The 25713-nt window shown below is 48.3% G+C and carries 24 protein-coding genes and 1 pseudogene; 15 read left to right on the forward strand and 10 right to left on the reverse strand.

Annotation, left to right across the window (positions count from 1 at the left end; genetic code table 11):
* Window positions 1-8 precede the first annotated feature (8 nt).
* From CF168_RS12410 to CF168_RS12430, 5 genes and pseudogenes are all read left to right on the forward strand, one after another.
* A complete protein-coding gene (locus CF168_RS12410) occupies window positions 9-611 on the forward strand; it encodes a DJ-1/PfpI family protein (RefSeq protein ID WP_086904916.1) in 603 nt (200 codons plus the stop codon).
* Between the two features lie 31 nt (window positions 612-642).
* Entirely contained in the window at window positions 643-957 is a 315-nt protein-coding gene (locus tag CF168_RS12415; RefSeq protein WP_086904917.1) for a cytoplasmic protein, read from the forward strand.
* Between the two features lie 225 nt (window positions 958-1182).
* Entirely contained in the window at window positions 1183-1938 is a 756-nt protein-coding gene (locus CF168_RS12420) for a sulfite exporter TauE/SafE family protein (RefSeq protein ID WP_086904918.1), read from the forward strand.
* 101 nt (window positions 1939-2039) lie between these two features.
* The gene (locus tag CF168_RS12425; protein ID WP_232015280.1) at window positions 2040-2267 is read left to right on the forward strand and encodes a hypothetical protein; all 228 of its coding nucleotides are present in this window, start codon (window positions 2040-2042) and stop codon (window positions 2265-2267) included.
* A gap of 241 nt (window positions 2268-2508) precedes the next feature.
* Window positions 2509-2760 (forward strand): annotated as a pseudogene (locus CF168_RS12430) (GNAT family N-acetyltransferase); the annotation flags it as partial.
* A gap of 68 nt (window positions 2761-2828) precedes the next feature.
* Here CF168_RS12430 and CF168_RS12435 read toward each other — a convergent pair.
* The 4 genes from CF168_RS12435 to dapA form a co-directional block, all read right to left on the reverse strand.
* Window positions 2829-5924, reverse strand: a complete 3096-nt coding sequence (locus CF168_RS12435; RefSeq protein ID WP_011626494.1) for an efflux RND transporter permease subunit — start codon at window positions 5922-5924, stop codon at window positions 2829-2831.
* Entirely contained in the window at window positions 5921-7003 is a 1083-nt protein-coding gene (locus CF168_RS12440) for an efflux RND transporter periplasmic adaptor subunit (RefSeq protein WP_089068026.1), read from the reverse strand. Before CF168_RS12440 ends, CF168_RS12435 begins: the two co-directional genes overlap by 4 nt.
* Window positions 7004-7373: 370 nt before the next feature.
* Window positions 7374-8471 (reverse strand): outer membrane protein assembly factor BamC, encoded by a 1098-nt coding sequence (gene bamC, locus CF168_RS12445; RefSeq protein ID WP_011716688.1) that lies wholly within the window; start codon window positions 8469-8471, stop codon window positions 7374-7376.
* Window positions 8472-8474: 3 nt separating this feature from the next.
* The gene (dapA, locus tag CF168_RS12450) at window positions 8475-9359 is read right to left on the reverse strand and encodes a 4-hydroxy-tetrahydrodipicolinate synthase (protein WP_011716687.1); all 885 of its coding nucleotides are present in this window, start codon (window positions 9357-9359) and stop codon (window positions 8475-8477) included.
* Between the two features lie 172 nt (window positions 9360-9531).
* On the opposite strand from dapA, the gene CF168_RS12455 reads away from it, so the two are divergent.
* Window positions 9532-10083, forward strand: coding sequence for a glycine cleavage system protein R (locus CF168_RS12455; protein WP_011716686.1), 552 nt, complete (start codon window positions 9532-9534; stop codon window positions 10081-10083).
* A gap of 3 nt (window positions 10084-10086) precedes the next feature.
* The gene (bcp, locus tag CF168_RS12460; protein WP_011716685.1) at window positions 10087-10554 is read left to right on the forward strand and encodes a thioredoxin-dependent thiol peroxidase; all 468 of its coding nucleotides are present in this window, start codon (window positions 10087-10089) and stop codon (window positions 10552-10554) included.
* A 180-nt stretch (window positions 10555-10734) separates the two neighbouring features.
* Here the strand turns inward: bcp and CF168_RS12465 are convergent, their stop codons facing one another.
* Entirely contained in the window at window positions 10735-11349 is a 615-nt protein-coding gene (locus tag CF168_RS12465; protein WP_011716684.1) for a LysE/ArgO family amino acid transporter, read from the reverse strand.
* A 112-nt stretch (window positions 11350-11461) separates the two neighbouring features.
* On the opposite strand from CF168_RS12465, the gene CF168_RS12470 reads away from it, so the two are divergent.
* Window positions 11462-12379, forward strand: coding sequence for a LysR family transcriptional regulator ArgP (locus CF168_RS12470; protein ID WP_011716683.1), 918 nt, complete (start codon window positions 11462-11464; stop codon window positions 12377-12379).
* A gap of 111 nt (window positions 12380-12490) precedes the next feature.
* Here the strand turns inward: CF168_RS12470 and CF168_RS12475 are convergent, their stop codons facing one another.
* Window positions 12491-13591 carry an AI-2E family transporter gene (locus CF168_RS12475; protein WP_089068027.1) on the reverse strand — a complete coding sequence of 367 codons (1101 nt, stop codon included), beginning with the start codon at window positions 13589-13591 and terminating at the stop codon, window positions 12491-12493.
* 203 nt (window positions 13592-13794) lie between these two features.
* Entirely contained in the window at window positions 13795-14028 is a 234-nt protein-coding gene (locus tag CF168_RS12480; RefSeq protein WP_037419895.1) for a sulfurtransferase TusA family protein, read from the reverse strand.
* 112 nt (window positions 14029-14140) lie between these two features.
* On the opposite strand from CF168_RS12480, the gene CF168_RS12485 reads away from it, so the two are divergent.
* The 4 genes from CF168_RS12485 to CF168_RS12500 all read left to right on the forward strand — a co-directional run bounded on the left by CF168_RS12485 (window position 14141) and on the right by CF168_RS12500 (window position 18737).
* Entirely contained in the window at window positions 14141-15610 is a 1470-nt protein-coding gene (locus CF168_RS12485; protein ID WP_089068028.1) for a beta-barrel assembly-enhancing protease, read from the forward strand.
* A gap of 122 nt (window positions 15611-15732) precedes the next feature.
* Window positions 15733-16083, forward strand: a complete 351-nt coding sequence (gene arsC / locus CF168_RS12490) for an arsenate reductase (glutaredoxin) (RefSeq protein WP_047535240.1) — start codon at window positions 15733-15735, stop codon at window positions 16081-16083.
* A 47-nt stretch (window positions 16084-16130) separates the two neighbouring features.
* Window positions 16131-16511 (forward strand): DUF2069 domain-containing protein, encoded by a 381-nt coding sequence (locus CF168_RS12495; protein ID WP_089068029.1) that lies wholly within the window; start codon window positions 16131-16133, stop codon window positions 16509-16511.
* Between the two features lie 279 nt (window positions 16512-16790).
* On the forward strand, window positions 16791-18737 hold the full coding sequence (locus CF168_RS12500) for a hypothetical protein (RefSeq protein ID WP_167373705.1): 1947 nt from the start codon (window positions 16791-16793) through the stop codon (window positions 18735-18737).
* 179 nt (window positions 18738-18916) lie between these two features.
* Here the strand turns inward: CF168_RS12500 and hda are convergent, their stop codons facing one another.
* On the reverse strand, window positions 18917-19627 hold the full coding sequence (hda, locus tag CF168_RS12505; RefSeq protein ID WP_011622356.1) for a DnaA inactivator Hda: 711 nt from the start codon (window positions 19625-19627) through the stop codon (window positions 18917-18919).
* Window positions 19628-19705: 78 nt separating this feature from the next.
* Window positions 19706-20788, reverse strand: coding sequence for a DUF2066 domain-containing protein (locus CF168_RS12510; protein WP_086904485.1), 1083 nt, complete (start codon window positions 20786-20788; stop codon window positions 19706-19708).
* A 215-nt stretch (window positions 20789-21003) separates the two neighbouring features.
* Here CF168_RS12510 and CF168_RS12515 point away from each other — a divergent pair, with 215 nt between their 5' ends.
* The gene (locus CF168_RS12515; RefSeq protein ID WP_086904484.1) at window positions 21004-22242 is read left to right on the forward strand and encodes a uracil-xanthine permease family protein; all 1239 of its coding nucleotides are present in this window, start codon (window positions 21004-21006) and stop codon (window positions 22240-22242) included.
* Window positions 22243-22370: 128 nt separating this feature from the next.
* Here CF168_RS12515 and CF168_RS12520 read toward each other — a convergent pair whose 3' ends face one another.
* Window positions 22371-22703, reverse strand: a complete 333-nt coding sequence (locus CF168_RS12520) for a Grx4 family monothiol glutaredoxin (RefSeq protein WP_011622353.1) — start codon at window positions 22701-22703, stop codon at window positions 22371-22373.
* 226 nt (window positions 22704-22929) lie between these two features.
* Here CF168_RS12520 and sodB point away from each other — a divergent pair, with 226 nt between their 5' ends.
* Together sodB and CF168_RS12530 are read left to right on the forward strand one after the other, a co-directional pair.
* Entirely contained in the window at window positions 22930-23514 is a 585-nt protein-coding gene (gene sodB / locus CF168_RS12525; RefSeq protein ID WP_011622352.1) for a superoxide dismutase [Fe], read from the forward strand.
* 251 nt (window positions 23515-23765) lie between these two features.
* Window positions 23766-25700, forward strand: a complete 1935-nt coding sequence (locus CF168_RS12530; RefSeq protein ID WP_011716674.1) for a PrkA family serine protein kinase — start codon at window positions 23766-23768, stop codon at window positions 25698-25700.
* Window positions 25701-25713 lie beyond the last annotated feature (13 nt).

Raw genomic sequence — 25713 nt, forward strand, 5'->3', positions numbered from 1 at the left:
GACAAAGGATGTACCAGATTGCGATTGTGATATTCGATGAATTTACCGATATCGATTTCTTTTTAATGCGCGATATTCTCGGCCGCACAACAACCGATTGGACAGTCAAAGTGCTAGGCACCAAACCTAGCCACAGGTCGAGTTTGGGAATGACGGTAGAAACCCATGGTCATGTCGCGCAAGTCGCCGATGCTGACGTGGTATTATTCAGCAGTGGCTACAAAGGCGTACCTGCCGCACTTGCGGATCCTGAGTTTATGTCGGCCCTTAAATTAGATCCCTCGCGGCAATTACTTGGCAGTATCTGTGCGGGCTCATTCTTCTTTGCCAAGTTAGGCTTACTCGACAATATTTCGGCGACGACGCATCCCGATGCCAAACCCGCATTAGTGGCCATGGGTGTGGAGGTGGAAGACTGCGCTCTGGTGATCAATGGCAATATTGCCACTGCGGGAGGTTGCCTGTCCTCACTCTATTTAACGGGTTGGGTAGCGGAGCGTTTATTTGACAGTACAAAGCGCCGCGAAATTCATCGGCAACTGCTCCCCGCAGGCCAAGCCGATGTGTTTGACGCCTTAATCGAATCCTCGATTGCCTCAGCGATTCGCTAACACAGCTCCTCAGGATAAAAGGCCTTCAATAATGACACTCAAAGCACTACTCAATCAGTTAAAAACCGAGCACAAGCTCACCAGCGCAGCCGAACTGGCAGCCTTATTGGCGCAAGATGAAGCGCTAGTCCAGCAGATAAAACAGGCGGATGCGCAGTATTGGGTCAACTTTAGCAAGCAGACCTTTGATGGTTGGTACTGCATCGCTACGCCATCGAATGCCAGCTACCATGTGTACTATCAAGAGCGTGGGCAACATTGCTGGGAAGAAGAAGAAGTATTTAGCGATCAATACTTGGCCATAGCCACCGCGATATTTGCTTCAGGAGTGTTCCATGCTGAATAAAGGCATCAGTGCTAAGTCTTAATAATATTTGATAAATCTAGCGGCATAACAATTAATGCCAAGGCTATCTACCAAAACCAATTCAGACCACATAATAAAGCCAATCAATCTGCCGCGACTTACAATATTGATGGCTTTTCATCTGAGTAACTTACTGTTAAGGTGATGTTTTTATAAGCAATTGACGTTCAACTTCTACACGTCAATAGCAGCGGAGCATTCACTATGGATTGGTTACTGATCGCCCTCGCAGGCTTACTCGGCGGCATGCTAAATGCGGTGGCGGGCGGTGGCAGCTTTATGACCTTATTTGCCCTTGTGTTTGTTGGCGTACCGCCACTGTTGGCTAACGCGACGGGCACCGCCGCCCTGCTTCCCGGTTACCTTGCCAGTGCTTGGCGTTTTCGAAAAGAGATTGAATATCCTGCAAATCTTAATCTAAAAACCCTGTGCCTGATTGCGATTGCTGGCGGATGCCTAGGCGCGGCGATTCTGCTAAGCACCAGCGAGCAAGTCTTTGCTTATCTCGTTCCTTGGCTGATTTTGCTGGCCACACTCGCCTTTATTGGTGGACCTTGGTTACTGAAAAAACGCTTAGCGAATGCCAGTATCACTCGTATGAATACCGTCAAGCCACTGACTGCAATGATGATTCTGAGTCTTGTCTGTATTTATGGTGGCTATTTTAATGGGGGATTAGGGATTATTTTACTCGCCACCTTTGGGCTACTCGGCCAGACCCAATTACATGGGATGAACGGGCTTAAGAATTTACTCTCCGCCTTACTCACCACCATTGCCGTGGTGATTTACGCCCTAGGTAATCTGATTGACGGGCAATATCTGTTACTGCTTGCCATTATGGCGATTATTGGCGGCTATCTTGGCGCCGCGCTGGCTTATCGCATACCTCAATCCCTGTTGCGGGGTTTTATTGTGCTTGTCGGTTTCGCCATGAGTGTGGGATTTTTTATGCGTTAACCCCTTTGCGTTAGCCTAAAATATCTCAACCTCAAGAGTCATGTATTGGCAGACTACCTGCTTAATAGAAATCTAGGGACTGGGCAAAATAAGGAAGCTTGATGGGCTTTATTGCAATTAGACAAGCACAGATAACAGACCTTAACGCCATGGCTAACTTACTGTTGCAGCTGGGTTACAGTGCCAGCGAGGCACAATTACATCAATATCTCGATGCTCCTAAAAGATCGGATGAAATCTATCTCGCCGAGTCTGAGGGATTTGTGGTTGGGTTGATAAGTATAGGGCGTGTTGGCGTTTCAGGGTTATTTTTGCAGCTATTTGGCTGACGTTTATGCAAGGCAAAGTCCGTGCAGTGTAGTTATTCTACATAAACGGACGATAACGCGGCAGAAACGCCAGCCAAATGCTGCCCGAAGGGTTCGCCTGGCAAGCACTTGCTCTTACTTTCAGTCATAAGAGCCGCTCGTCATTTGAGTAGGATAACTACACATCATTCCTCGTTTCGCGAGCACGAGCTTGCCAGAACCAACAAAATTTAATCTCGAAACGTCAACACGCCCTAATCTTTTTGATTATTTTCCATCACAGCAGCAAATCTGCCGCATTACCGCCTTAGTGGTGGCTGAAGCGAGTCGAGGTTTAGGTGTGGGGACGCAACTGATTGACTTTGCCAAAGACAGAGCAAGTAAGCGGGGTTGTCACCAGCTTGAGGTCACCACCTCTATACGCCGCGAGCAGACCCAAGCCTACTATGAGTCCATTGGCTTTGAGAAAACCTCCTTTCGCTATATTCAAGCCGTTGACGTTAGCACAAAGTGATTTAGCCCAAATAAAATAGGCGCTTAAGTAAACTTAAGCGCCTATTTTGGCTAAGCGTTCGCGTGGGATTAATCCTGCGCCAACTCCTTATCTAATTGTTGGGCAATCGCTTCTGGCGAGCCGCTGTTACGGGCAAAGAGACCGTAGGCGGTTGGGATCACAAAGATAGTGAACAAGGTCGCCAGCATAATACCCGAAAGTACCACCACACCAATCACGAAGCGGGTTTCCGCCCCCGCACCAGCGGCCAATACCAGAGGTACGGCGCCTGCGGCAGTGGTAATCCCCGTCATTAGGATGGGGCGCAAACGCTGACAAGAGGCTTGAATAATGGCGCGGTCGAAATCGACGCCCTTATCCCGTAACTGGTTGGCAAATTCGACGATAAGAATACCGTTTTTCGCCGCAAGGCCCACCAGCATAATAATCCCAATCTGGCTGTAGATATTGAGACTCTGGCCCGTAAACCACAGCCCAATCAAGGCGCCAACTGTGGCAAGCGGTACCGTCAGCATGATCACCATAGGGTGAATATAGCTTTCGAACTGCGCCGCTAATACTAGGAATACAATCCCCAGCGCCAGCAGGAACACAAAGTACATTGAGCTGCCAGACTCTTGATAATCCAAAGATTGTCCCTTGTAGCTGATCACCGCTTCCGCAGGCAGGTAAGCACGCGCCACTTGATTGAGGTAATCCAGCGCCTCACCTAGGCTATAACCATCCGCCAAGCTGGCCTCAATGGTAATCGCCCGCATACGGTTATAACGGTTAAGGGAGCTGGCATCGGCAAACTCTTCGACCGTGACTAAGTTTGATAGCGGGATCAGCTCCTTGGTCCGTTCGGAGCGAACATAGATATTTTGCAGATCGGCCGCAGTATTTTGGTTACTGCGCTCCCCTTCCACAATCACATCATACTCTTCGCCATCACGCATAAAGGTGGTGACTAAACGCGAACCCAGCATCGATTCTAAGGTGCGACCGATATTGGAAATCGATACCCCAAGACTGGCCGCCCTGTCCCTGTCGATCACGACTCTAAGCTGCGGTTTGGTCTCTTTATAATCGTGGTCAAGGCCAAGCAGTTTAGGATTTTCCGCCGCCTTTTCCATCATAATGTCGCGCCAGCGGGCCAACTCTTCATAGCTTGGCCCACCAATCACAAACTGCACAGGTTTACCCACGCCACGGCCAAAGGCTTGACGCATCACAGGGAAAGCTTGCACACCGGCTAAATCCGCGAGGCGCTTGTTAATATCGCCTATCACTTCTTTCATCGGGCGACGTTGTCCCCAATCTTCGAGCACGATAATCGCCATACCATTAGAGAAGTCGGCGGCGCGGCCAAAGCCACGGGGCGCACGGATCAGCAAGCGTTTAATGTCGCCCGAGTCCACCAACGGCATTAAACGGTTTTCCACTTCGTTCATGTAGGATTCGATATATTCATAACTCGCGCCCTGCGGCCCGTTCACCATCAAAAATAACGAACCCCGGTCCTCCTGGGGCGCAAATTCCTGCGGCACTTTTTGGGCGAGCAGCACACTGCTCCCGAGCGCAATCAAGACTAATACCGACATCAGCACAGGCCTTGCCATCGCCTTCTCAAGCGAGCTTTGATAGCCACGGGAAATCCCCGTCATTATGCTATCGACCTTACGCACTAACCACGAATCCTGCGACGCGGGTTTAAGCAGCTTAGAACACATCATCGGGCTTAAGGTTAAGGCCACTATACTGGAGAAAATCACCGCCGCGCTCATGGCCACCGCAAATTCCTTAAAGAGCTTACCTAAGTCCCCTTCAAGAAAAGTGATCGGCATAAATACCGCCACGAGCACTAAGGTGGTGGCGATAACCGCAAAGGCAACTTCACGGGCGCCCAAGAATGCCGCCTTTAAGGGTGAATCCCCTTCTTCGATACGGCGGTGAATGTTTTCCAGCATCACAATCGCATCGTCGACCACCATACCGATAGCGAGGATCATCGCAAGCAGCGTCAACAGGTTGATTGTGTATCCCAGCGCATAGAGCACGATAAACGTTCCGAGCAAAGACACGGGCACGGTAATCGCGGGGATTAACATGGCGCGCACGCTGCCAAGGAACAGATAAATCACGATGATCACCAGCACCATGGCGGTGAACAGGGTTTGGTACACCTCTTTAATCGAGGCTTCGATAAACACTGAGCTGTCGTAGCTGCGTTTAATCGACATGCCAGCGGGTAAGGTTGGATTGATTTTATCGACTAAGGCGTTAACGGCGCGGGCCACTTCTAAGGTGTTGGCGGTCGACTGTTTCGATACCCCAAGACCGATCATGGCCTCCTTGTTGCCGCGGAACATGATGCGCTCTTCTTCCGAGCCAATTTCCACCTTAGCCACATCGCCAAGTTTGACTAAATAGCCGTCTTCACCTTGGGAAATCACCAAATTGGCAAAATCCTCGGCGGTGCGATAACTACGCTCTAAACGCACGGTAAAGTGACGCTCCTTGGACTCGAGCGAACCTGCGGGCAACTCAACGTTTTCAGCCCTTAACGCGGCTTCAACATCGGCCACAGTAAGGCTTCGGGATGCAAGGGCTTGTCTGTCCAGCCACACGCGCATGGCGTAAACTTTGCCACCACCAATACGGATCATCGACACCCCGTCCACCACGGACAGACGGTCGGATAAATAACGACGGGTGTAATCGGTCAGCTCTAATGTGGTCATTTGATCCGACACTAGGTTGAGCCACATAATCACTTCATCGCCACCGTTGGCCTTTTGTACCTCTGGGGGATCGGCTTCTTCGGGTAAGTTATCTAACAGGCCCGAAATTCTGTCGCGTACGTCGTTGGCCGCATCTTCAATGTTGCGGCTGATATCGAACTCTAAGGTCACCTGCGAGCGACCATCGCTGCTCGATGAACTCACATGGCGAATACCTTCGACGCCGCTGATCCTATCTTCAATCAGCTGGGTGATACGGCTCTCAACCACGGCGGCACTGGCGCCGCGATAGTTGGTTTCAATCGAAACAATCGGCGGGTCGATGTTAGGGTATTCCCGTAGCGGTAACTTATCGAATGCCACTAAACCAAAGGCCACCAGCAATAAGCTAATAACCGAGGCAAATACCGGTCGTTTAACGGAAAGATCTGTCAGGATCATACACTTGGCTCCGCATTAGCATCGGAAAGATAGCTAAACTTCTCAGCCAATTCGGTTTTGACCACATCGCCTGGGTGCACTTTGAGTAACCCGCGGATCACCACATTTTCACCAATCTCTAAACCACCGAGGATTTCCACCCAGCCGCGGGTCCGAATACCAATGGTGACTTGCTTACGCTCAATCACATTGTCTTTATTAACGCTGTAAACAAAGTGCTCTTTTTGGATTGGGATAATCGCCGACTCAGGCAACATCAAGGCCTCACGGCTGCGCTTGATGAGTTTCACCTTCATCAGCATGCCGGGCAGTAAACGTAAATCCGGATTTGGGATTTCGGCGCGCACAATCACGGCACGAGTGGTTGGATTAACACGGCTATCGATAGAAATCACTTTGCCTTTAAAGATTTCATCGGGAAACGCCACGGCTTTGGCTTCGACTTGTTTACCGGGCTGTAAGTCTTGAATAAAGCGCTCAGGCACCGAAAAGTCCAATTTAATCTTAGAGATATTATCGAGTGTGGTGATCTCAGTCCCCGGAGTCACAAGGCTACCCACACTCACTTGGCGCAGGCCTAAACGACCATTAAAGGGTGCCACTATGCTGCGATCATTTAGAGATGATTGTGCCTGCTCTAACTCGGCGCGGGTGGTATCGATTAAGGTTTGCAGGCGGTCACGTTCTAACTCCGCCACAGTGCGGCTGGTCACCAGAGAGCTGATCCGCGCTAACTCGCGCTGGTTGTCACTCACCTTTACCTGCGCCACTTTCACTTTGGCTATCTGCTCGGCATTTTGCAGTTGCACCAATAAGTCGCCCTTCTTGACGATATCGCCATCATCAAACTTGAGAGAAGTAACCACATCGGTGACTTTAGGCGTGATAGTGACAGACTCATAGGCCTTGTTGGTGCCTATAGCTTCGACTTCGTCACGCACGGGTGCCATAGCGGCAGTCGCGATGACCACATTAGGGGTGAGCTTAACGTTAGCTTTCTGCGGTGCTTGGGGTTGCATACTTTGGTATCCAAACCAGCCCGCAGCCAAAATAGCGATGATAATTATGATTTTTTTCATCTGGCTTCCAAATGATGATGACTCGCATTAGTGACGGCTAGTTTACCCACTCGCATCATTGCATCAATACGTTTTACTTTTTCTTACAAATTACGCCAACTGCATAAAATATGTAATAAACGGCGATTCGAGTCAGAAAGGGGAAGATGGATTAAGAATACAGTAGGATAATTGGCATTTTTAGCGAATTGCTTCAACAAATATCAAAACTAAAACCAATTTATCTAAAACCATGCTTTAAATATTGATATACGCCAGAAATATTCTGAAACATCATTCTGTATAGTTAACGCGCAGGGCGAGCACAGCGGTGCTCAAATGGCAGGCACAAAAAAGGGCGATAAATCGCCCTTTTTTGACTGAGATAGAATTAACGCAGTTTGCGCTCTTCTTTCATCAGGCTAGACAATGATTGGTACACATTCGTGACCACCTCATTCGACAGCGGTTGGTCTTCACCGTCGCGCAGCAGGATTTTAGTTTCCTCTAGGCTATCACCGTCTTCCAGCAGTATGCGGTAACTGCCTTCCTTCAGGGCCAATTGCTTGTCGTTCCACAACGAACTCCAGAAACCAGAGTTGTCGGTAAACTTAATGAAGTATAAGCCCTTGGCGCTATCCATATCGGCAATTTCAAAGCCCATTTCTGGCAGCACGATACGCAGACGTTCCCACACTTGCTTGTATGGCGCTTTCGCGGACCAGTAAGCAGCCCCTTCTTCAGGCGTAACTAAATCCACATTGATCCCTAAGGTCTGCTTCAGACGGTTCGCTTGAATCGCTTGCTCGCGCTTCACACTCATGTAAGCGATAGAGCTGTTTAGCATGTCGATGGTGTAACGCTGTTTATCTTCACTGCTTAACAGGACATCTTGCTCTTTACCGTCGTAAAACTCTTGGTGTTCAACCAAGTGAATAACGATATTCGCGGTACGGCCGTGTGGACGGGTTTCGACGTCGAAGCGATAACGTTGACGCAGCAGATACTCTTTATCCGAACCCCAGAGGCTAGACTCCAACACTTCCGTGTTTTCAATCCAATCGGTTTCGATAGTACCTTTATCGAAATCGCGGTTGCGGATGCTAATGCCTTGCTTAGCAAAGAAACCATCTAAGTTAGTGAAGATCTCTTGCTTAAGATCGACGCTGTTATCAATCGATTCAACCACGATCTTAATGTTATCGCTGCCCTCTTCCACGTGCGTACCTTCTGCCATTGGCAATACTTGCAGTGGAGGACGGATATCGAGGTTTTTACCAACCAGCGCGGAATTCGCCTTTGGCCCTAAGTTAGGCACTTCAAATTCTTTATTGTATGGCGGTGCTTTTAATCCCTCGGGGATCTTCAGCATTGGCGCTTGCTCGGCCTGCACATAGTCTTCACCGCCGTTTGCTTGGCGACGCTCTAATGGCGAGCTACAAGCTGCAACGGCAGCAACTAGGAACAGTGGGGTGACTTTCTTTAACATTAATTATTTAACCTCTATCTGGGCGCGAGTCATTGCATCTAACAACAGACCATGACATTGCTCAGAAAGTTCAGTCAAAGGTAAACGAATATGGCCACACTCAATCAGTCCCATACGGTGGGCGGCCCACTTCACAGGAATTGGGTTCGCTTCACAGAACAGTGTGCTATACAGACCACGCAGCGGCTCATCGATGCTCGCCGCTAATTCGGCGTTGCCCGCCAGTGCTGCATCACACATGGCTTTAAATGCTTTTGGCACTATGTTGTTAGCAACCGAAATCACGCCATTACCGCCAAGGAGTAAAAACTCCCTCGCCGTTGCGTCATCGCCGCTGTACAACATAAAGTCATTACCGCAAAGCTCACGTAAACGCTGTACGCGTGATACATCACCCGTGGCTTCTTTAACACCAATAATATTGCTCACAGCGACCAATTCGGCCACGGTTTCGGGCTTCATGTCGACGGCGGTGCGTCCTGGTACGTTATAGAGAATTTGCGGAATATCCGTGCTCGCCGCGACCGCTTTATAGTGCGCGACTAAGCCCTTTGGCGTGGGCTTGTTGTAGTAAGGTGTCACGCCTAACATGGCGGCAACCCCTACTTTAGATAAAGACTTGGTGAGTTCGATAGCTTCAGATGTCGCATTCGCGCCATTGCCACCAATCACAGGAATACGGCCTGCGGCAAACTTAACCGTTTGCGCGACCACAGTAACGTGCTCATTCATTGGCAGAGTCGCTGACTCGCCGGTAGTGCCCACGGCGACGATGGCGTCTGTGCCTTGGTCAATATGGAATTCGACTAACCTTTCAAGACTTGCAAAATCTACTGAGCCATCACTGTTCATTGGCGTGATTAAGGCTACGATGCTTCCGTTTATCATCTGACTTCCCCAAAATTTCAGGATTCGCTATGGTACTGATGCCAACCATTAATGACAAGCACTAACGGGGCTCTCAAATTGAATTAGTTATGGTAGCATTACATCCCGCACAAAAACTCGGCACTCAGTCTCGAGTTTTCGCTCTATGATATCGAAAAAGTGAGGACAATTCATGACCAATTTCCTGGTCGTAACCGCAATGGGCGTAGACCGTCCTGGACTCGTAAGTAAACTAGCTCGGCTTGCCAGCGACTGTGACTGCGATATCGTCGACAGCCGTATGGCATTATTTGGTAACGAATTTACCTTAATCATGATGTTGTCAGGTTCGTGGGCATCCATAACGAAAATTGAAAGCCTGCTCCCGAGTCTCAGTGTTGAATTAGAACTGATGACAGTGATGAAGCGCACCTCTAAACATACGCCGCAAAACTACCTTTCACGCCTTGAAGTGCGCTTTACCGGTAAGGATCAGCGCGGCACCATGAAGCTTATCACCCAGTTCCTCGCCGACCGTTCCTTAGACTTAGCCGCAGTACGCTCTTTCTCTGAAGAACTCGACAACGGTGAGCAAACCCAGACGATTTCGTTGACCATCAATATTCCTGAAAAAGTTGAACTAGAAAAGCTCGAAAAGAGTATCTATCAACTCTCTGAAGAAATGGCACTGGATTGCACCATTAGACGCATGGAAGGCACCACCTCAAGAAGCGATAGAGGATAATTGATGAACACATTAACCGCTGGCGCGAAAGCGCCGCTATTTACCCTTCAAGATCAACAGGGTAATGCTGTTTCTCTACAAGAATGCTTAACGCGCGGCCCGGTTTTAGTCTATTTTTACCCTAAGGCTTCAACCCCAGGCTGCACAGTGCAAGCCTGTGGTTTACGTGACAGCAAAGCTGAACTGGACAGCCACAAAGTGACCGTGCTTGGCATTAGCCCAGATCCCGTGGCTAAATTAGCTAAGTTTGCAGAAAAACAGTCGCTTAACTTTACTCTGCTCAGCGATGAAGACCATAGCGTGGCCGATGCCTTTGGCGTTTGGGGCGAGAAAAAGTTTATGGGCAAAATCTACGACGGTATCCATAGATTGAGCTTCCTCATCAATACAGACGGCACCATTGCCCACGTGTTCGATAAGTTTAAAACCAGCGATCATCACCAAGTCGTGCTGGCGCAAATTGCCGGTTAATTGCGCATTTTAGTGCCGCATTAATGCCTCTCGCCTCAAAACAGCGTACAAAAAATTAGCAGTTGAACGCAAAAAGGCCCTTTATCAGGGCCTTTTTTCATGAAAAATTTTCAGCTTGCGTCTAAAAATCAACCTAATTTGCGGAATAAATTCAAGCGGATGCTGCTTAGTTGCCCAAGATTAGGCCAGATAAGGCCAAATAACTGCCGCGGCAATGCTCCACATGGTCAACCAAATAAAGCGGTCTAAGTATCGCCACGCCGCTGGGCGACTAAATATCGGCGCCAATAAACGCGCACCAAAACTTAGGCTGAAGAACCAAATAAACGAAGCCAGTACCGCGCCCGCACCAAACCAAGGACGATGGGCATCTTCGAACTGAGTACTAATACTCCCCAGCAGCACGACGGTATCTAAATAAAGGTGTGGATTGAGCAGGCTGATCCCAAGCGTGGTCAGCATGGCCTTACGCAAAGTATCGGCATTTTGCGCATTGCCCATCTCCATCCCTTTAGCGACAAACGAGGCCTTAAGTGCATTAGCTCCGTACCAAATCAAAAAAGCGGCGCCACCAAAACTGGCTACATGTTTGATGGTCGGGAAGGCTTCGATAATGTGCCCAAGCCCCGCCACACCCGCAGTGATCATTAAGGCATCGATGATTGAACAAAGCAGCGCAATCGGCAAAGGATACGCTCGCTTAATCCCCTGCTTTAGCACAAAGGCATTTTGCGCCCCTACGGCAATAATCAAACTACCACCAATGCCCATACCTTGTATAAACGCCGTTTGCATAACTACCTCTCATGTCTGAAGAAGGCGCTAGCATAGACAAAACAACAAAATTAATATAACTAATGTTTTTTATGTATCATAAGTAAAATTAATAATTTTAAGGAGGACAAAGATGTTGGAATACGCCAATCTTAAAGCGCTTGCGGTCGTCGTCTCCGAAGGTGGTTTCGAGCGCGCCGCCAAAGTGTTGCATATCACCCAATCGGCGGTGTCACAGCGCGTTAGGCAGTTAGAAGAACGAGTCGGCCAATCCTTACTTATTCGCTCAACGCCCGTGGTGGCTACCCCTACGGGTAAACGTTTATTGCGCCACTATTCACAGGTGCAACTACTCGAGAGCGAGTTGAGAGCCGAGTTAGATGCCGATGACCCAAACCATCCCACGACAGTGCGAATTGCTGTCAATGCCGACAGTTTAGCGACATGGTTTTTGCCCGCCTTGGCCGATATGTTCAGCCGCCATGCTTGGCTGCTGGAATTGATTGTCGATGATGAGTCCTACACCCATCACCTACTGAAAAACGGTGAGGCCGTCGGTTGCGTGACCACAACAGCCAACCCCATGGCCGGTTGTAGCAGCGAGTTTTTAGGAACCATGGAATATATGTGCGTCGCCACCCCGGCATTTGCGGCGCGTTATTTCGAATGGGTAGAAAATAGCGATGATGTCGGCGCTCAAATTACCCAAGCGCAGCTAGCGAAAGCCCCGGCCGTGGTGTTTTCAACTAAAGATAAAATGCATGAAAAGTATCTCGCCCAGTATTTTCAAATGTTGCCAGGCCAATGGTGGCAACACAGCATTCCCTCATCGGAAAGTTTTTTGGAGGCGATTAACTTAAGTCTGGGTTATGGCTTAGTGGGACACTTACAGGCAAAACCTCTGATAGACAAAGGCATATTAATTGAGCTCACCCCAGAAAAACGCATTCGAGTGCCCCTATATTGGCAGCATTGGAATATAAAGGCCAAGCAAACGACCTTGGTGTATCGCGCCCTCGCCGCCACCGCGCAGCATCTATTACAGCAATAATGGGTACATCAAGAGTGAGTAAAACAATTGTTAGTAGAAATAGTTAGCGGACAAAAAACTGAGCACTCAGGCCCAGTTTTTTTCTATTCGTTTTTACCTACTGCCAGCGGCTTAGGCTTCTGCCGAATCCGCCTTCACCTGCGTTATCGCCACGGGTTCAATCTCGGTTTTCGGCCAAGCGTTGATCACCGCTTTCACCAAGGAGGCTAATGGAATAGCAAAGAAAACGCCCCAAACGCCCCATAAACCACCAAACACCAACACGGCGGCGATAATGATGACTGGGTGTAAATCCACCGCATCGGAAAACAAAATAGGCACCAGCACGTTACCATCTAACGCCTGAATAATGCCGTAACCTAACATCAAATAGCCAAACTCGGAGCTAAAGCCCCACTGGAAGAAGGCCACCAAGGTGATAGGCAAGGTCACTAAAGTTGCGCCCACATAGGGAATAAGCACCGACAAACCAGTCAATACCCCGAGTAAAGCCGAGTATCTCAGCCCCATAAAGGCAAAGAAGATGTAGCTCGCCACCCCGACAATCACAATCTCAATCACTTTGCCGCGGATATAGTTGAAGATCTGCTGGTGCATCTCAAACCATACCTTGCGGGCTAATTGTCGATTAGTAGGGAAAAAACGTTTGCTACCACTGATCAGCTGGTCTTTATCCTTCAGAAAGAAAAACACTAATAAGGGCACTAAAATGGCGTACACCATCAGCACCAATAACGAGGCAGAATAACCAATCAACTGCTTGGCAATATCGAGCAGATGCTGGGTATCGAGCAGTTTTTTAAGCTCGGCGACCATTAAATTGAGCTGCTCAGAGCTGACAAACTGCGGATACTGGGTCGCTAATCCCTGCAAGGTTTGTAAGCCCTTGTCGATCATACTCGGCAAATCTGTCATCAAGCTCACGCCTTGGCGCCACACGCTCGGGATAAGGCCAAAGGTCAGCAGCACCACTATCCCTAAAAACAGCACGAGTACTAAAGAAGCGCCAGTCGTGCGATTAATCCCCAATTTCAGCATTTGCGCCACGGGCCATTCGAGCAAAAAGGCCAGCACTAACGCCACGAGTAACGGCGCTAATAAGCCACCCGCAAAATACAACACTAGGGCAAGGCCGACGAGAATGGCGAGCAACGTCACCGCCTGAGGATCGCTAAAGCGCTCTTGATACCAACGAGAGAAAAAACTAAACATGAATTCGTTCCAATGAGGTGATTGGCTTTCCGAAAACGCAGGAAAGATGCTTATGCTTTGGTGGTTAACCTTATCGCATCCGTTTTACTGTGTATATGCTTGAAAATCAGTTAACTGCTACCTATGACCGACACGCAAAGGCGAAGTTGCAGCTAGCTAACTCGCCATTTTGACTGCGGCATTGAATCATGCTTTGTGTATGATTATCCCTGCGATAAATCAACTTTTGTAATTAATAGGCCTAACTGGCTTGCATCATCGTGTAACGTCACGACCTGATGCCCCTGTTTTTTTAAAAAAGTGGGAACATCTCGGCGGGAACCTGGGTCTGAGAGTAGGATATGTAAGCTGTCACCAGCAGACACAGACTTCAACGCAAGTTTGACCTTAACCAAGGGAACGGGGCAGCGCAATGATGTTAAATCAATAAAAATCATAATTAACTTGCTATGAACGAACTTGGGCTATTATCCTAAGTTGCAATTCAAACTACAAGCTAAGGGCTACCTAAGCCTTAGTTGAGACACTTAAAAGAAATAAAGGATCCACTTGCGTAATTTGACGTTTTTGACCCGATGTAAACCCCTTGCGGCGAGTGTGCTTTCATTAATGTTACTCGGTGGAGCCGCAAAGAGTTTTGCCAACAACGACTTGCCCGATCTGGGTACCGCCGCCGTCAATACCTTCAGCCTAGAAAAAGAAATGGTCTATGGCGATGCCTATATGCGCGTTATTCGCTCATCGGCGCCCATGCTGAACGATCCGGTATTGAGCCAATATTTAACTGAACTGGGCAACAAATTGGTCGCCCACGCCACGGGAGTCAAAACGCCCTTTTATTTCTTCTTGCTGCAAAATGATGAAATCAACGCCTTTGCCTTCTTTGGCGGCCACGTTGCGGTGCACACAGGGCTATTTCTTAATGCTGATAACGAAAGTGAACTGGCCTCAGTATTAGGCCATGAAATCACCCACGTGACCCAGCGTCACTTAGCACGCTCCCTCGAAGCGCAGCAAAAAACCGGACCAGCGACCGTAGCTGGCTTACTCGGCGCCATTTTATTAACGATCGCCGTTCCTCAAGCAGGGATGGCCGCGTTGGCAACCACCCAAGCCATGGCGACACAATCAAAAATCAACTATACCCGCCTGCATGAAAAAGAAGCCGATCGTATCGGCATGCAAATTTTAGTCGATGCGGGATTTGATCCTAATGCCTCCGCCGATTTCTTTGGCAAACTCGCCAGTCGTTACCGTTTTACGACTACGCCACCGCAAATGCTGTTAACCCACCCTTTACCTGAATCACGGATTTCCGAAGCGCGGGATCGTGCCCAGCAATATCCCCACCGTTATGTGCCGGATAATCTGAACTTCCAGCTCGCTAAAGCCCGTATTCAGGTGCGTTTTTCCAGTTATAGCGACGATGCGGTATTGAGCATGTTTGAAAAGCAGCTCAATAAGCAAACCTACGGCTTTAAAGAGGCTGCTCTCTACGGCAAAGCCTTAGCACTGTTTAGATTGAAGAAGTTTGATGAATCCGAAAAAATTGTCGATGATCTATTAAAAATCGATGATAACAACTTGTTTTATCTCGATACTAAGACGGATTTGCTTAACGAACGTAAGGATTATGCCCAGGCAACTAAGTTACTCGAAACTCAGCGGAAGATGAAACCCACTTCGCAGGTGATCAACGCTAACTTAGCCAATATCTATATCGAGGCTGGTGATCCCGCCAAAGCGATTCCGCTGCTCGAAGATATGATTTTCCTCGATAAGCAGAATCAACTGCCCTATCAGTTGCTAAATCTTGCCTACAAGAAACTTGGTAACCAAGGGATGGAGTATTTCTCCAATGCCGAGTTAATGGCACTGGGGGCGAATTATAAAGGCGCAATCGATCAACTGAACTTTGCCTATCGCGCCTCGGAAGGTAATCCATTACAACTGGCGCGAATCGAAGCACGTATCCGTCAATTTAAACAAGCGGATAAAGAGATGGATGCTCTGAAGTAAAATCGGCTCTGTTATTTAATCTATTGCTAATCCCTGATAATCGCGCCCCGAACACCCTGACGGGGCGCTGTTTTTTCTGCTATCATCCGCGCCATTGTTTTAGCCGATTGAGCATGAGAACTATGACCCAAGCAACGATTTACCATAACCCACGTTGTTCAAAGAGCCGCGAAACCTTAGCCCTACTCGAGCAACAAGGCTGCGATATCACAATAGTGGAATACCTTAAAAATCCTCCAAGCGCCGCTGATATTCGTGGAATTTTAGCCACGCTCAAACTCAGCGCCCGTGAGTTAATGCGCACTAAGGAAGACGAGTATCAAGCACTAGGTCTTGCCAATCCGGCTTTAACCGAAGAACAACTTATCGACGCCATGGTCAAAACGCCAAAATTGATTGAACGCCCAATCGTACTGGCTAATCAACAGGCAGCCGTTGGTCGTCCACCGGAAAATGTACTGAACATTCTCTAATCTTCGGCCATTTCACCATCATTCGATGCGATTAAGATAGGAACATCATGACCTCAAGCACTCTGCTGACACTGAGCCGTTTAGGCTACCTTGCCCTCGTTCTCCTGCTGGGCGGTTGGTTTATTGGTCAGGGCCTCAATGGGGAATACACCTTATTATTCAGCCTATTATGGATAGTGCCTTTATTGCTTCCCATCAAAGGCATTTTAAAAGGTAATCCTTACACCTACGCATGGGCGAGCTTTATTTTATGCTTATATATGCTGCACGCCCTCACCTTGTTGTATGTCACGACCGATGCATTGGCCTTTGCCATTATTGAGGTCCTGCTCATTGGCGCATTGTTAGTCGCGTTCCCGTTTTATGCTCGTATCCGTGGACGTGAACTCGGCCTAGGTCTGAAGAAAAAATCCGATAAGCAAGACTAATATTCCGAATATAATAAAGCGCGGTTGATTTACACCGCGCTTTTTATTGCCCGACACCCACTCTGCGTCAGTCCATCCGTTTTTAGTCAAAATGATCAACGCCCCGCCTATCTCCAATAATCACTACAAACAACCTATAACATTTAAGCTACCTTTGATCGCTTTTTGTAACTAAAAGAGCGTGCTATAGTCATTTTTTGTGCCAATAAATGACGGTGAATCGTGCCTGTCAAACAACAAAAACAAACAATAACAGCGAATTAATTGGAGTGAGTCATGATGGAAATATGGGGCCCAATTCGTCGATTCAGTATCATAGCCGCAGCAGCAACATTGAGTGCCTGTGGCGGCGGAGGTGATAGCAACAGCGATGGCGGCACCGTTACGCCTCCCACAACCAATGTGCCACGTTGTACCTCAGTCACACCATTAGTGACCACAGATACTGGTGCAATTCGGTTTAAGACGGAATCTCAATACGGTGTTGGACAATCCAGTGCCATTATTGCCAGTCTAGGTAATCGCGATTCGCAGGATCTCACCTTCCGTTGGCAACAACTCGAAGGCCCCAACATTGAACTCGTTAGTCAAAATAGTCCTGTGTTAGCGATGGAGCTCCCGGCCGCGGGCAGCTACCGCTTTCGCTTACAAATCACCGGCGCCAATACCAATGTGACGGGTGACATCAGCATTAATGCCGATAACAACACGGGCGGATTACTGAATATTCGTCAAGATCATCAAGCCGTTGAGGGTAACGATGTGAGCTTGCGCATTGGTCAGCAAGCCGGCCTCAGTGCCGCCAATATCAATTGGTGTATCGCCGAAGGCCCCGATGTCAGCCTTGACATAAGCGATCCCTTTAGACCCCTCTTTACCGCACCCGCTGTTGCTCAAGATACCTTAACCCGTCTTAGGGCATCAGCCACGATTAACGGTAATGTAGTGACAGATGAAGCCTTTGTATTAACCACGGCAGCGCCCACGATAAGCTCCAGTTACTTTGATACGCCACTTGCGCGTACTCATGCTTATCATCCAACCTCACCTTATGCCAGTGCGTTAACGAGCTGTGTGTACTCGAATCAGTTAAAAGAGGCTTGTACAATCAATCAATTGCCACTCATAGGCCAAGTTTCGGATAACCTTGATGTCGATACGATTCTTGATAGGGTATTAGTGTCCCACGATTGGATGGGGGACAATTTTGCCGCATTTTTACGGCAGATGGATCCTAATAGTGACTTTGCCCGCCTGCTACAATCGGTCACCGCAGTGGTGATTAGTTATGATGTGCGCCCATCTTTCTATTGGGTTGTTACAGGGGCGATTTATCTCGACCCCAACGACCTTTGGCTGACACCTATGCAGCGCGATACCATCAACGAAGCGCCAGATTATCGCAGTAGCTTTGGCAATGAGCTGAATTTCATCATGCCATGGCGTTACGTTAAAAATAATCAATATGCTTCACAGGGCTTCCCAATCACTACGCGCGCCACGCGCACGCTCAGCCAGATTAATCCTGATCTCGCCTCACTCTTGTACCATGAGCTCGCCCACGCCAATGACTTCTTCCCAAGAAGCATACACGCCACCCTCACAGGCCCCAGATTGTTGGACGACTATCGCCGTAGAAATGCCAATAAGAGTTTGATCTCTGATCAAGTGAGTCGCAACTATCCCCTCACCAGCACCGAAATGACAGGCCTTGCGTCGGTAAGCTTCTTAGGCGCCAAAGCCACTGCAACCCAAAAAGCCTATCAGCCTTCGGATGTGAGTACGTTTTTCTCCGGTGATATCGCCAATGACTTTTACAACTATTCCAGTACCCGTGAAGACGCGGCGATGTTATTCGAAGAAGCCATGATGAGCTATCGCTATCAAATTCAGCGCGATGTGGCCGTCACTAACCTGCCCGCCGTACTCACAGCAGATACTGTGATTGTTGACTGGGGACAAAGGGGCCGAATTGGCGACGATAGCCTAGCGAACCGCGCAGCCTTAGTGATCGATGGCATGCTACCAGAGCTTGATGGTATCGGCTTGCTCACGAGCCTGCCCGAGCCAATAGCGATGACGCAAGGCCAAAGCTGGCGTCAAACCTTGGGGATTTCGCCCAATACCACGGTGAAAGGACTACAAGGAGTTGCGGCAAGTAGCGAAACGCTTACCGAGCCAGAGCTACGCTTCAGTGGCGATCGTCACCGCCATCCACAACAGTGATTTGAACAGTGATTTGGATTGCTAAATCGGCAGATACGCTAAGCTCGAGCCTCTTAGCAGACCTAAGCTAACGATAGATGTGAGATCAATAGAGATAAAAAAGCCCGTCGTGATACGAGGGGCTTTTTGTTAACATTGAATGTTTATTAACACAGGCTTTAGATTAACAGTCAGAACGATTACAGATGCAGCATTTCTTTGGCAAAAGGAATCGTGAGCTTGCGCTGATGTACGAGGGATGCCTTATCCAGTTTATCTAACACATCAAATAAGGTACGTAGATCCCTTGCCATACGATTAAGCAAAAAACGGCCAACGTCTTCTGGCAACTGTAATCCGCGCATTGCCGCGCGGCGCTGCAGTGCCGCTAGCTTTTCATCATCGGCCATAGGTTGCAGCTGATAATTGAGTCCCCACTGCATCCGAGAGACTAAGTCAGGTAACAAGAAGCCTGCATCCGCGGGCGCCGAGCGGCCGCTAACCACCAGCGCACAACGCTTGTTCTCAGCGACACGATTGTACAAATCGAATATGGCCTCTTCCCAAATCGGGTGACCCGCAATGTCATCCACATCGTCGATGCAGATCAAATCGAGCTGCTCCAAGCCCTCCAACAGCGCTGTCGAGATACTAGCATGAATACCAAGGGGAAGGTAAAAACTGCGGCGGTCGAGTTCATTGGCATGGGCACAGGCGGCGTGCATTAAGTGAGTCCGCCCCGATTTCACCGGTCCCCACACATAAATTGCGGCTTCACCTTGGCCTTCTGCATTGGCGCGCAGCTTTTGGATAAGTTCGTCATTACCCGCTGCCGGATAATAACTGTTAAAGGTTTCATCATCCGGTAAGTAAACCGGTAACGACAATTGTAGCGGTGAGTTTAATGGCACTCGTACGTCTCAATATCAATAAATTATCGACTCCCCCACATGACTGAGCAGAGCATGCTCAGTCACAACGAGGGAAGTTTAAGGTAACCGCCATTGATAGACAGTTTTACCCGCAGGGCTGGCACCGGCAGAAAACTCCCCTGGCGCCACCACCGAAATTCGCGGCTCTAGACTCAGTAAACGCTCAAAGTCGGTCTGAGAACCAAACAAATCCAAGGAAAAGGTTGCGGTATTACCTTGGATGCGCGACAGCGTCGCATTCTTCACGGCGCTGAGTTGCTTTAAGTATTTTTCAACTTCAACTAGCTGCGCCATTTTATCAATGTTCACGAAGGTCACACTGGCACCAACTTGTTCGCCGGAATCGGCAATGGCGTACTTAGTAAAATAATAATCCCCGAGGGCGGCCATCATAGCGGTGATCGCCTGCGCGCTATTTTCTGCCGAGCCATTAAAACTAAACAGTGGCGGCGTTAACGAGTCGATCGTGGCCTTGGTGTACAAATTCAAGCGGTAACGCACTTGGTTTCCAGCTGGTTCAATAGCGACCAGGGCTAAGAAGTCGGCTTGATAACGTCCAGAGACGCTAGACACTATATCGGCAAACATGCCTTTAACATCATTCGGATTGATGCCCATTAACTCATCGAGGTCGAGGATAGGCAGCAAGACGGGAATGCCGCGCTCATCGGAGAAGGTATTGAATGCCTGACGCTCGGCTAAGGTCGATGAATCACTCAGTAAAATCGTGTCGCCTTCACTTGGCATGGCAACCCAAAAGAGTGTCAGTGGACGTTGAATGCCCCACACGGGTAATTGGGCCTGACGTAACAGGGTAATAATGCGGCGATGCTCAAAGTTGGCTTTTAACAGCAGTTGGCCATTTTGCTCCACATAACCATATTGGCTCAGCAGTGCATCGGGATTGGCCAGTTGTGATTGGATAACGCCGTTATCCAAAGAACGTGCTGTCCCGGTATTTTTAATGATCACTTTTTCCAGCGCGGCTTTAAGGGCTTTATTCCGCTCAGGCACGGCGCGGGAAGCCACGGGCACATCGGCTTCATCTAATTTACTCACTTCAACAGCTTGCAGGCTATTAACGGTAAACAGGCAGTATAAAAACGCGAGTAAGCTTGGCTTTAATAGGAATTTCAGCATCTTTGAGTAGTTGAAGTAACGTCAGATAGTGCAAATTGTACCATAGTTAGCGCCTTTAGCGAGTCTTGGGGAGATTTCGACCACGGATTAAGTGCTGTCACTCGCTTTAGCAATAAAACAGTGATCCTTACCTACAATCGGGGCATTTTATAAGGAACATATAGCAACAAACTGTTATCATCTCGCGGTTTACCCTAAATTTACGAGAACAATAAATGAAACGACTCGCTATACCACTTCAGGGCGCGCAAATGCTGTTTGTTGCATTTGGCGCCCTAGTGCTAATGCCACTACTCACAGGGCTTGATACCAGTGTCGCCCTGTTTACTGCGGGTATTGGTACCCTGCTGTTTCAGTTAATCACGAAACGCCAAGTGCCAATCTTCCTAGCCTCCTCCTTTGCGTTTATTGCCCCCATTCTCTACGGGGTGCAAACCTGGGGGATCCCATCAACCATGGGCGGCATCATTGCCGCGGGTTTTGTGTATATCCTCCTCGGCGCGTTAGTGAAAGTGCGCGGCACCGACTTTATCCATCGACTGCTTCCACCTGTGGTGGTTGGCCCAGTGATTATTATCATTGGTCTAGGTTTAGCGCCTGTGGCGGTGAATATGGCGCTGGGTAAAAGTGGAGACGGCAGCTTAACACTCGTTCCCACAAATACCGCTTTGATTATTTCCCTCGCCTCACTCTGTACCACCATAGCGGTGGCTATTTTTGCCAAAGGCTTACTTAAGGTTATGCCTATTCTGGCGGGGATTGTGGTGGGTTATGGTCTAAGCCTTGCCTTTGGGATCGTGGATTTTGCGGTGGTTACAGCGGCAAGCTGGATTGCTATTCCGAAATTTGTTGCGCCCGAATTTAACTGGCATGCCATCGCCTTTATGATCCCTGTCGCGATTGCGCCTGCGGTTGAACATATTGGTGATATCCTCGCGATTTCCAATGTCACGGGTAAAGACTTTATGAAAAAACCCGGCCTGCATCGCACCTTGACCGGCGACGGCGTTGCGACAATTGCTGCAGCGGCCTTCGGTGGCCCCCCAAATACCACCTATTCGGAAGTGACTGGCGCGGTGACCTTAACCCGTAACTTCGACCCAAGGATCATGACTTGGACGGCGATCACCGCCATTACCTTAGCCTTCGTCGGTAAGTTAGGTGCCCTGATGCAAACGATTCCAGTCCCAGTGATGGGTGGCATTATGTGTTTGCTATTCGGTTCTATCGCCGCAGTGGGCTTAAATACCCTCATCCGTAATCACGTGGATTTATCCGAGCCCCGTAACTTAAGTATTGTCGGCGTGACACTGGTTTTCGGTATTGGTGGTATGGCCTTTGGCATTGGCTCCTTCAGCCTCACGGGCATCAGCCTCTGTGGTATTGTGGCCATCACCATGAATCTGCTGTTACCTGCAAGCAAACACCATGAGCGTGATGCTGCATCACACTAAACGCGGTGAATAAGCGCTACAGATCATCACTCATCGCCGAATCCTTGTGTTAGGATTCGGCAACAAAAAAGCCGCTAAGTTATTCACTTAGCGGCTTTTTATTATTCTTTCATCACATTTACGCGTGATTACTCTGCAGTTTTGTATTTATCCGCAGTCGCTTTGATTAAAGGCTGTAATTCGCCTTTTTGGTACATATCAACCACGATATCACAACCACCAATCAGCTCGCCTTCAATCCACAATTGTGGGAAAGTTGGCCAGTTTGCATACTTAGGTAATTCAGCACGAATATCTGGGTGCTGGAGAATATCCACAAATGCAAACTGCTCACCGCAGTTAATCATGATTTGTGCTACCTGAGATGAAAAACCACAGCTTGGTAATTTAGGAGAACCCTTCATGTATACGATGATTGGGTTTTCAGCGATCTGCTGTTTAATTTTCTCTACTGTTTCCATTTTAATTCCTAAGTACGATGACATTGACTCAATGCCGCTATTGTACGACAGCTAGGCACAGAACAAAATCCCACAGTTTGTAAGGTTATGCCCTACAATTAGTTTTTCGATGACGCCTATCTAATCAATTAGCCAAACAATGATTCACATCACAAATATTATCGGTACAATAGAGCGCAGTGAGCACGTTTAAAAAACGATAACCTAAGACCATGGAGAGATACTAATGGCTTTCGAATTACCCGCATTACCATATGCAAAGAACGCACTAGAACCACACATTTCTCAAGAAACCATTGAATACCACTACGGCAAGCATCACAACACCTACGTTGTTAAGCTAAACGGTTTGATCGAAGGAACCGATTTCGCAGGTAAATCTTTAGAAGAAATCATCAAGACTTCTACTGGTGGCGTATTTAACAACGCAGCTCAAGTTTGGAACCACACTTTCTACTGGAACTGCTTAGCGCCTAACGCTGGCGGTGAGCCAACAGGTCCTGTGGCTGATGCAATCAATGCTGCATTCGGTTCATTCGACGCATTCAAAGCACAATTTACCGATTCTGCGGTAAACAACTTTGGTAGCGCTTGGACTTGGTTAGTGAAAAAAGCCGATGGCACTGTTGCTATTGTTAACACTAGCAATGCTGCAACCCCTCTGACTGACAGCACTGTAACACCAATCCTGACTGTTGACGTGTGGGAACACGCTTACTACATCGATTACCGCAACGTACGTCCTGACTACTTAGCCCACTTCTGGCAATTAGTTAACTGGGACTTCGTGAACCAAAACTTCGCTGGTTAATCGCTGCTAAATCATTTCGAAAAAGAGCCCAAGTGGCTCTTTTTTTATGACCTCACAAATCACTCACCTCGCACCTTTTGCCTAACACCGCCCAATCGCTACAAGTGCAATAATTGCAATTGCAATCATTTGTTATTGTTTTTATTTGATATTTTTTTGACACAGCTGGCAAGTTTGTGTCTAAGATTAGTGTAGGAAGCTGAAAAATCAGTTCTCCATCCATGACATCACTGGCGTTTCAGGGGGTTTATATGGGCATTTTCGAGCATTACCAAAAGCGCTACGAACAAAAACTCGATGAAGAATACACTTTGCAAGAATACCTCGATATCTGCAAAGAAGATCGCAGTGCTTATATGTCAGCGTCCGAGCGATTACTGCTTGCCATCGGCGAAGCCGAAATTATTGATACCGCGAAAAATCCAACCCTAAGCCGTATCTTTTCGAATCGTCTCATCTCACGCTATCCCGCCTTTAAAGACTTTTACGGTATGGAAGATGCGATTGAACAAATCGTTGCCTACCTAAAACACTCGGCCCAAGGCTTAGAGGAATCGAAGCAAATTTTGTACTTACTCGGCCCTGTGGGTGGTGGTAAGTCATCATTGGCGGAAAAACTCAAAGCTTTGATGCAAAAAGTGCCAATTTACATTCTAAGTGCTAATGGCGTGAGAAGCCCGGTGAATGATCACCCCTTCTGTCTCTTCGATGTCGAAGAAGACGGCCAGCTACTGCGGGATGAGTTTAATATTCCCACTCGTTATTTAAAAACCATTATGTCGCCTTGGGCGGTGAAACGCCTGCACGAGTTTGGCGGCGATATTTCAAAATTCCGTGTGGTCAAGGTCTACCCCTCTATCCTCGATCAATTGGCGATTGCCAAAACCGAGCCTGGAGATGAGAACAACCAAGATATTTCTTCCTTGGTGGGTAAGGTCGATATTCGTCAGCTAGAACATTTCTCGCAAGACGATGCCGATGCCTATGCCTATTCGGGTGCACTCTGCCGGGCAAACCAAGGGATGATGGAGTTCGTGGAAATGTTCAAGGCGCCCATTAAGGTGCTACACCCACTGCTCACCGCTACCCAAGAAGGTAACTATAACGGCACCGAAGGCTTATCCGCCCTGCCCTATAGCGGTATCATTTTAGCGCACTCTAACGAGTCAGAATGGTCAACCTTCAAAAACAACAAGAACAACGAAGCATTTCTCGACAGGGTTTATATCGTCAAAGTGCCCTATTGCCTGCGGGTATCGGAAGAATTGCAGATTTACAAAAAATTACTGCAAAACTCCGAGCTGTCCCAAGCACCTTGCGCACCTGGCACCTTAGAAACCCTAGCGCAATTTAGTGTGCTCTCGAGGATCAAAACACCTGAAAACTCCTCCATCTACTCTAAGATGCGGGTCTACGATGGTGAAAGCCTTAAAGATACCGATCCAAAGGCCAAATCCTACCAAGAGTACCGCGACTACGCCGGTGTTGATGAAGGCATGAACGGTCTTTCTACCCGTTTCGCGTTCAAGATCCTGTCGCGGGTATTTAACTTTGACCACTCAGAGATTGCCGCTAACCCTGTACATTTGTTCTATGTACTCGAGCGCCAAATCGAGCAGGAACAATTCCCCGGCGATACCGCCGAACGTTATCTGGAGTTCTTAAAAGGCTATTTAATCCCCAAATACGTCGAATTTATCGGTAAGGAAATCCAAACCGCGTACTTAGAGTCCTACTCTGAATACGGCCAAAATATCTTCGACCGTTATGTCACCTATGCCGATTTTTGGATCCAAGATCAGGAATACCGTGACCCCGAAACAGGCCAATTGTTTGACCGCTCTGCACTTAATGCCGAACTGGAGAAAATCGAAAAACCTGCGGGGATCAGCAATCCTAAAGATTTCCGTAATGAGATCGTTAACTTTGTCCTGCGCGCCCGCGCAAGCCATGAGGGCAACAATCCACTCTGGACCAGCTACGAAAAACTACGCACTGTGATTGAGAAGAAAATGTTCTCGAATACAGAGGATCTACTCCCGGTGATTTCCTTTAACGCCAAAACCTCGACTGACGATCAACGTAAACACGATGATTTTGTCAATCGAATGATGGAGAAAGGCTATACCAAAAAACAAGTCAGACTCCTGTCTGAGTGGTATTTACGGGTTCGTAAATCCTCTTAACTTGCGCTCACTA

It is taken from the genome of Shewanella bicestrii (assembly GCF_002216875.1).
GTDB classification, from domain to species: Bacteria; Pseudomonadota; Gammaproteobacteria; order Enterobacterales; family Shewanellaceae; genus Shewanella; species Shewanella seohaensis.

Coding starts and splice junctions, on each gene's coding strand:
- sodB (WP_011622352.1), top strand. CDS start 22,930: ATGGCTTTCGAATTACCCGCATTACCATATGCAAAGAACGCACTAGAA.
- CF168_RS12495 (WP_089068029.1), top strand. CDS start 16,131: ATGACCTCAAGCACTCTGCTGACACTGAGCCGTTTAGGCTACCTTGCC.
- CF168_RS12425 (WP_232015280.1), top strand. CDS start 2,040: ATGGGCTTTATTGCAATTAGACAAGCACAGATAACAGACCTTAACGCC.
- bamC (WP_011716688.1), bottom strand. CDS start 8,471: ATGTTAAAGAAAGTCACCCCACTGTTCCTAGTTGCTGCCGTTGCAGCT.
- CF168_RS12415 (WP_086904917.1), top strand. CDS start 643: ATGACACTCAAAGCACTACTCAATCAGTTAAAAACCGAGCACAAGCTC.
- arsC (WP_047535240.1), top strand. CDS start 15,733: ATGACCCAAGCAACGATTTACCATAACCCACGTTGTTCAAAGAGCCGC.
- CF168_RS12470 (WP_011716683.1), top strand. CDS start 11,462: ATGTTGGAATACGCCAATCTTAAAGCGCTTGCGGTCGTCGTCTCCGAA.
- bcp (WP_011716685.1), top strand. CDS start 10,087: ATGAACACATTAACCGCTGGCGCGAAAGCGCCGCTATTTACCCTTCAA.
- dapA (WP_011716687.1), bottom strand. CDS start 9,359: ATGATAAACGGAAGCATCGTAGCCTTAATCACGCCAATGAACAGTGAT.
- CF168_RS12440 (WP_089068026.1), bottom strand. CDS start 7,003: ATGAAAAAAATCATAATTATCATCGCTATTTTGGCTGCGGGCTGGTTT.
- CF168_RS12530 (WP_011716674.1), top strand. CDS start 23,766: ATGGGCATTTTCGAGCATTACCAAAAGCGCTACGAACAAAAACTCGAT.
- CF168_RS12515 (WP_086904484.1), top strand. CDS start 21,004: ATGAAACGACTCGCTATACCACTTCAGGGCGCGCAAATGCTGTTTGTT.
- CF168_RS12420 (WP_086904918.1), top strand. CDS start 1,183: ATGGATTGGTTACTGATCGCCCTCGCAGGCTTACTCGGCGGCATGCTA.
- CF168_RS12480 (WP_037419895.1), bottom strand. CDS start 14,028: ATGATTTTTATTGATTTAACATCATTGCGCTGCCCCGTTCCCTTGGTT.
- CF168_RS12410 (WP_086904916.1), top strand. CDS start 9: ATGTACCAGATTGCGATTGTGATATTCGATGAATTTACCGATATCGAT.
- CF168_RS12475 (WP_089068027.1), bottom strand. CDS start 13,591: ATGTTTAGTTTTTTCTCTCGTTGGTATCAAGAGCGCTTTAGCGATCCT.
- CF168_RS12455 (WP_011716686.1), top strand. CDS start 9,532: ATGACCAATTTCCTGGTCGTAACCGCAATGGGCGTAGACCGTCCTGGA.
- CF168_RS12510 (WP_086904485.1), bottom strand. CDS start 20,788: ATGCTGAAATTCCTATTAAAGCCAAGCTTACTCGCGTTTTTATACTGC.
- CF168_RS12465 (WP_011716684.1), bottom strand. CDS start 11,349: ATGCAAACGGCGTTTATACAAGGTATGGGCATTGGTGGTAGTTTGATT.
- CF168_RS12435 (WP_011626494.1), bottom strand. CDS start 5,924: ATGATCCTGACAGATCTTTCCGTTAAACGACCGGTATTTGCCTCGGTT.
- CF168_RS12520 (WP_011622353.1), bottom strand. CDS start 22,703: ATGGAAACAGTAGAGAAAATTAAACAGCAGATCGCTGAAAACCCAATC.
- CF168_RS12500 (WP_167373705.1), top strand. CDS start 16,791: ATGGAAATATGGGGCCCAATTCGTCGATTCAGTATCATAGCCGCAGCA.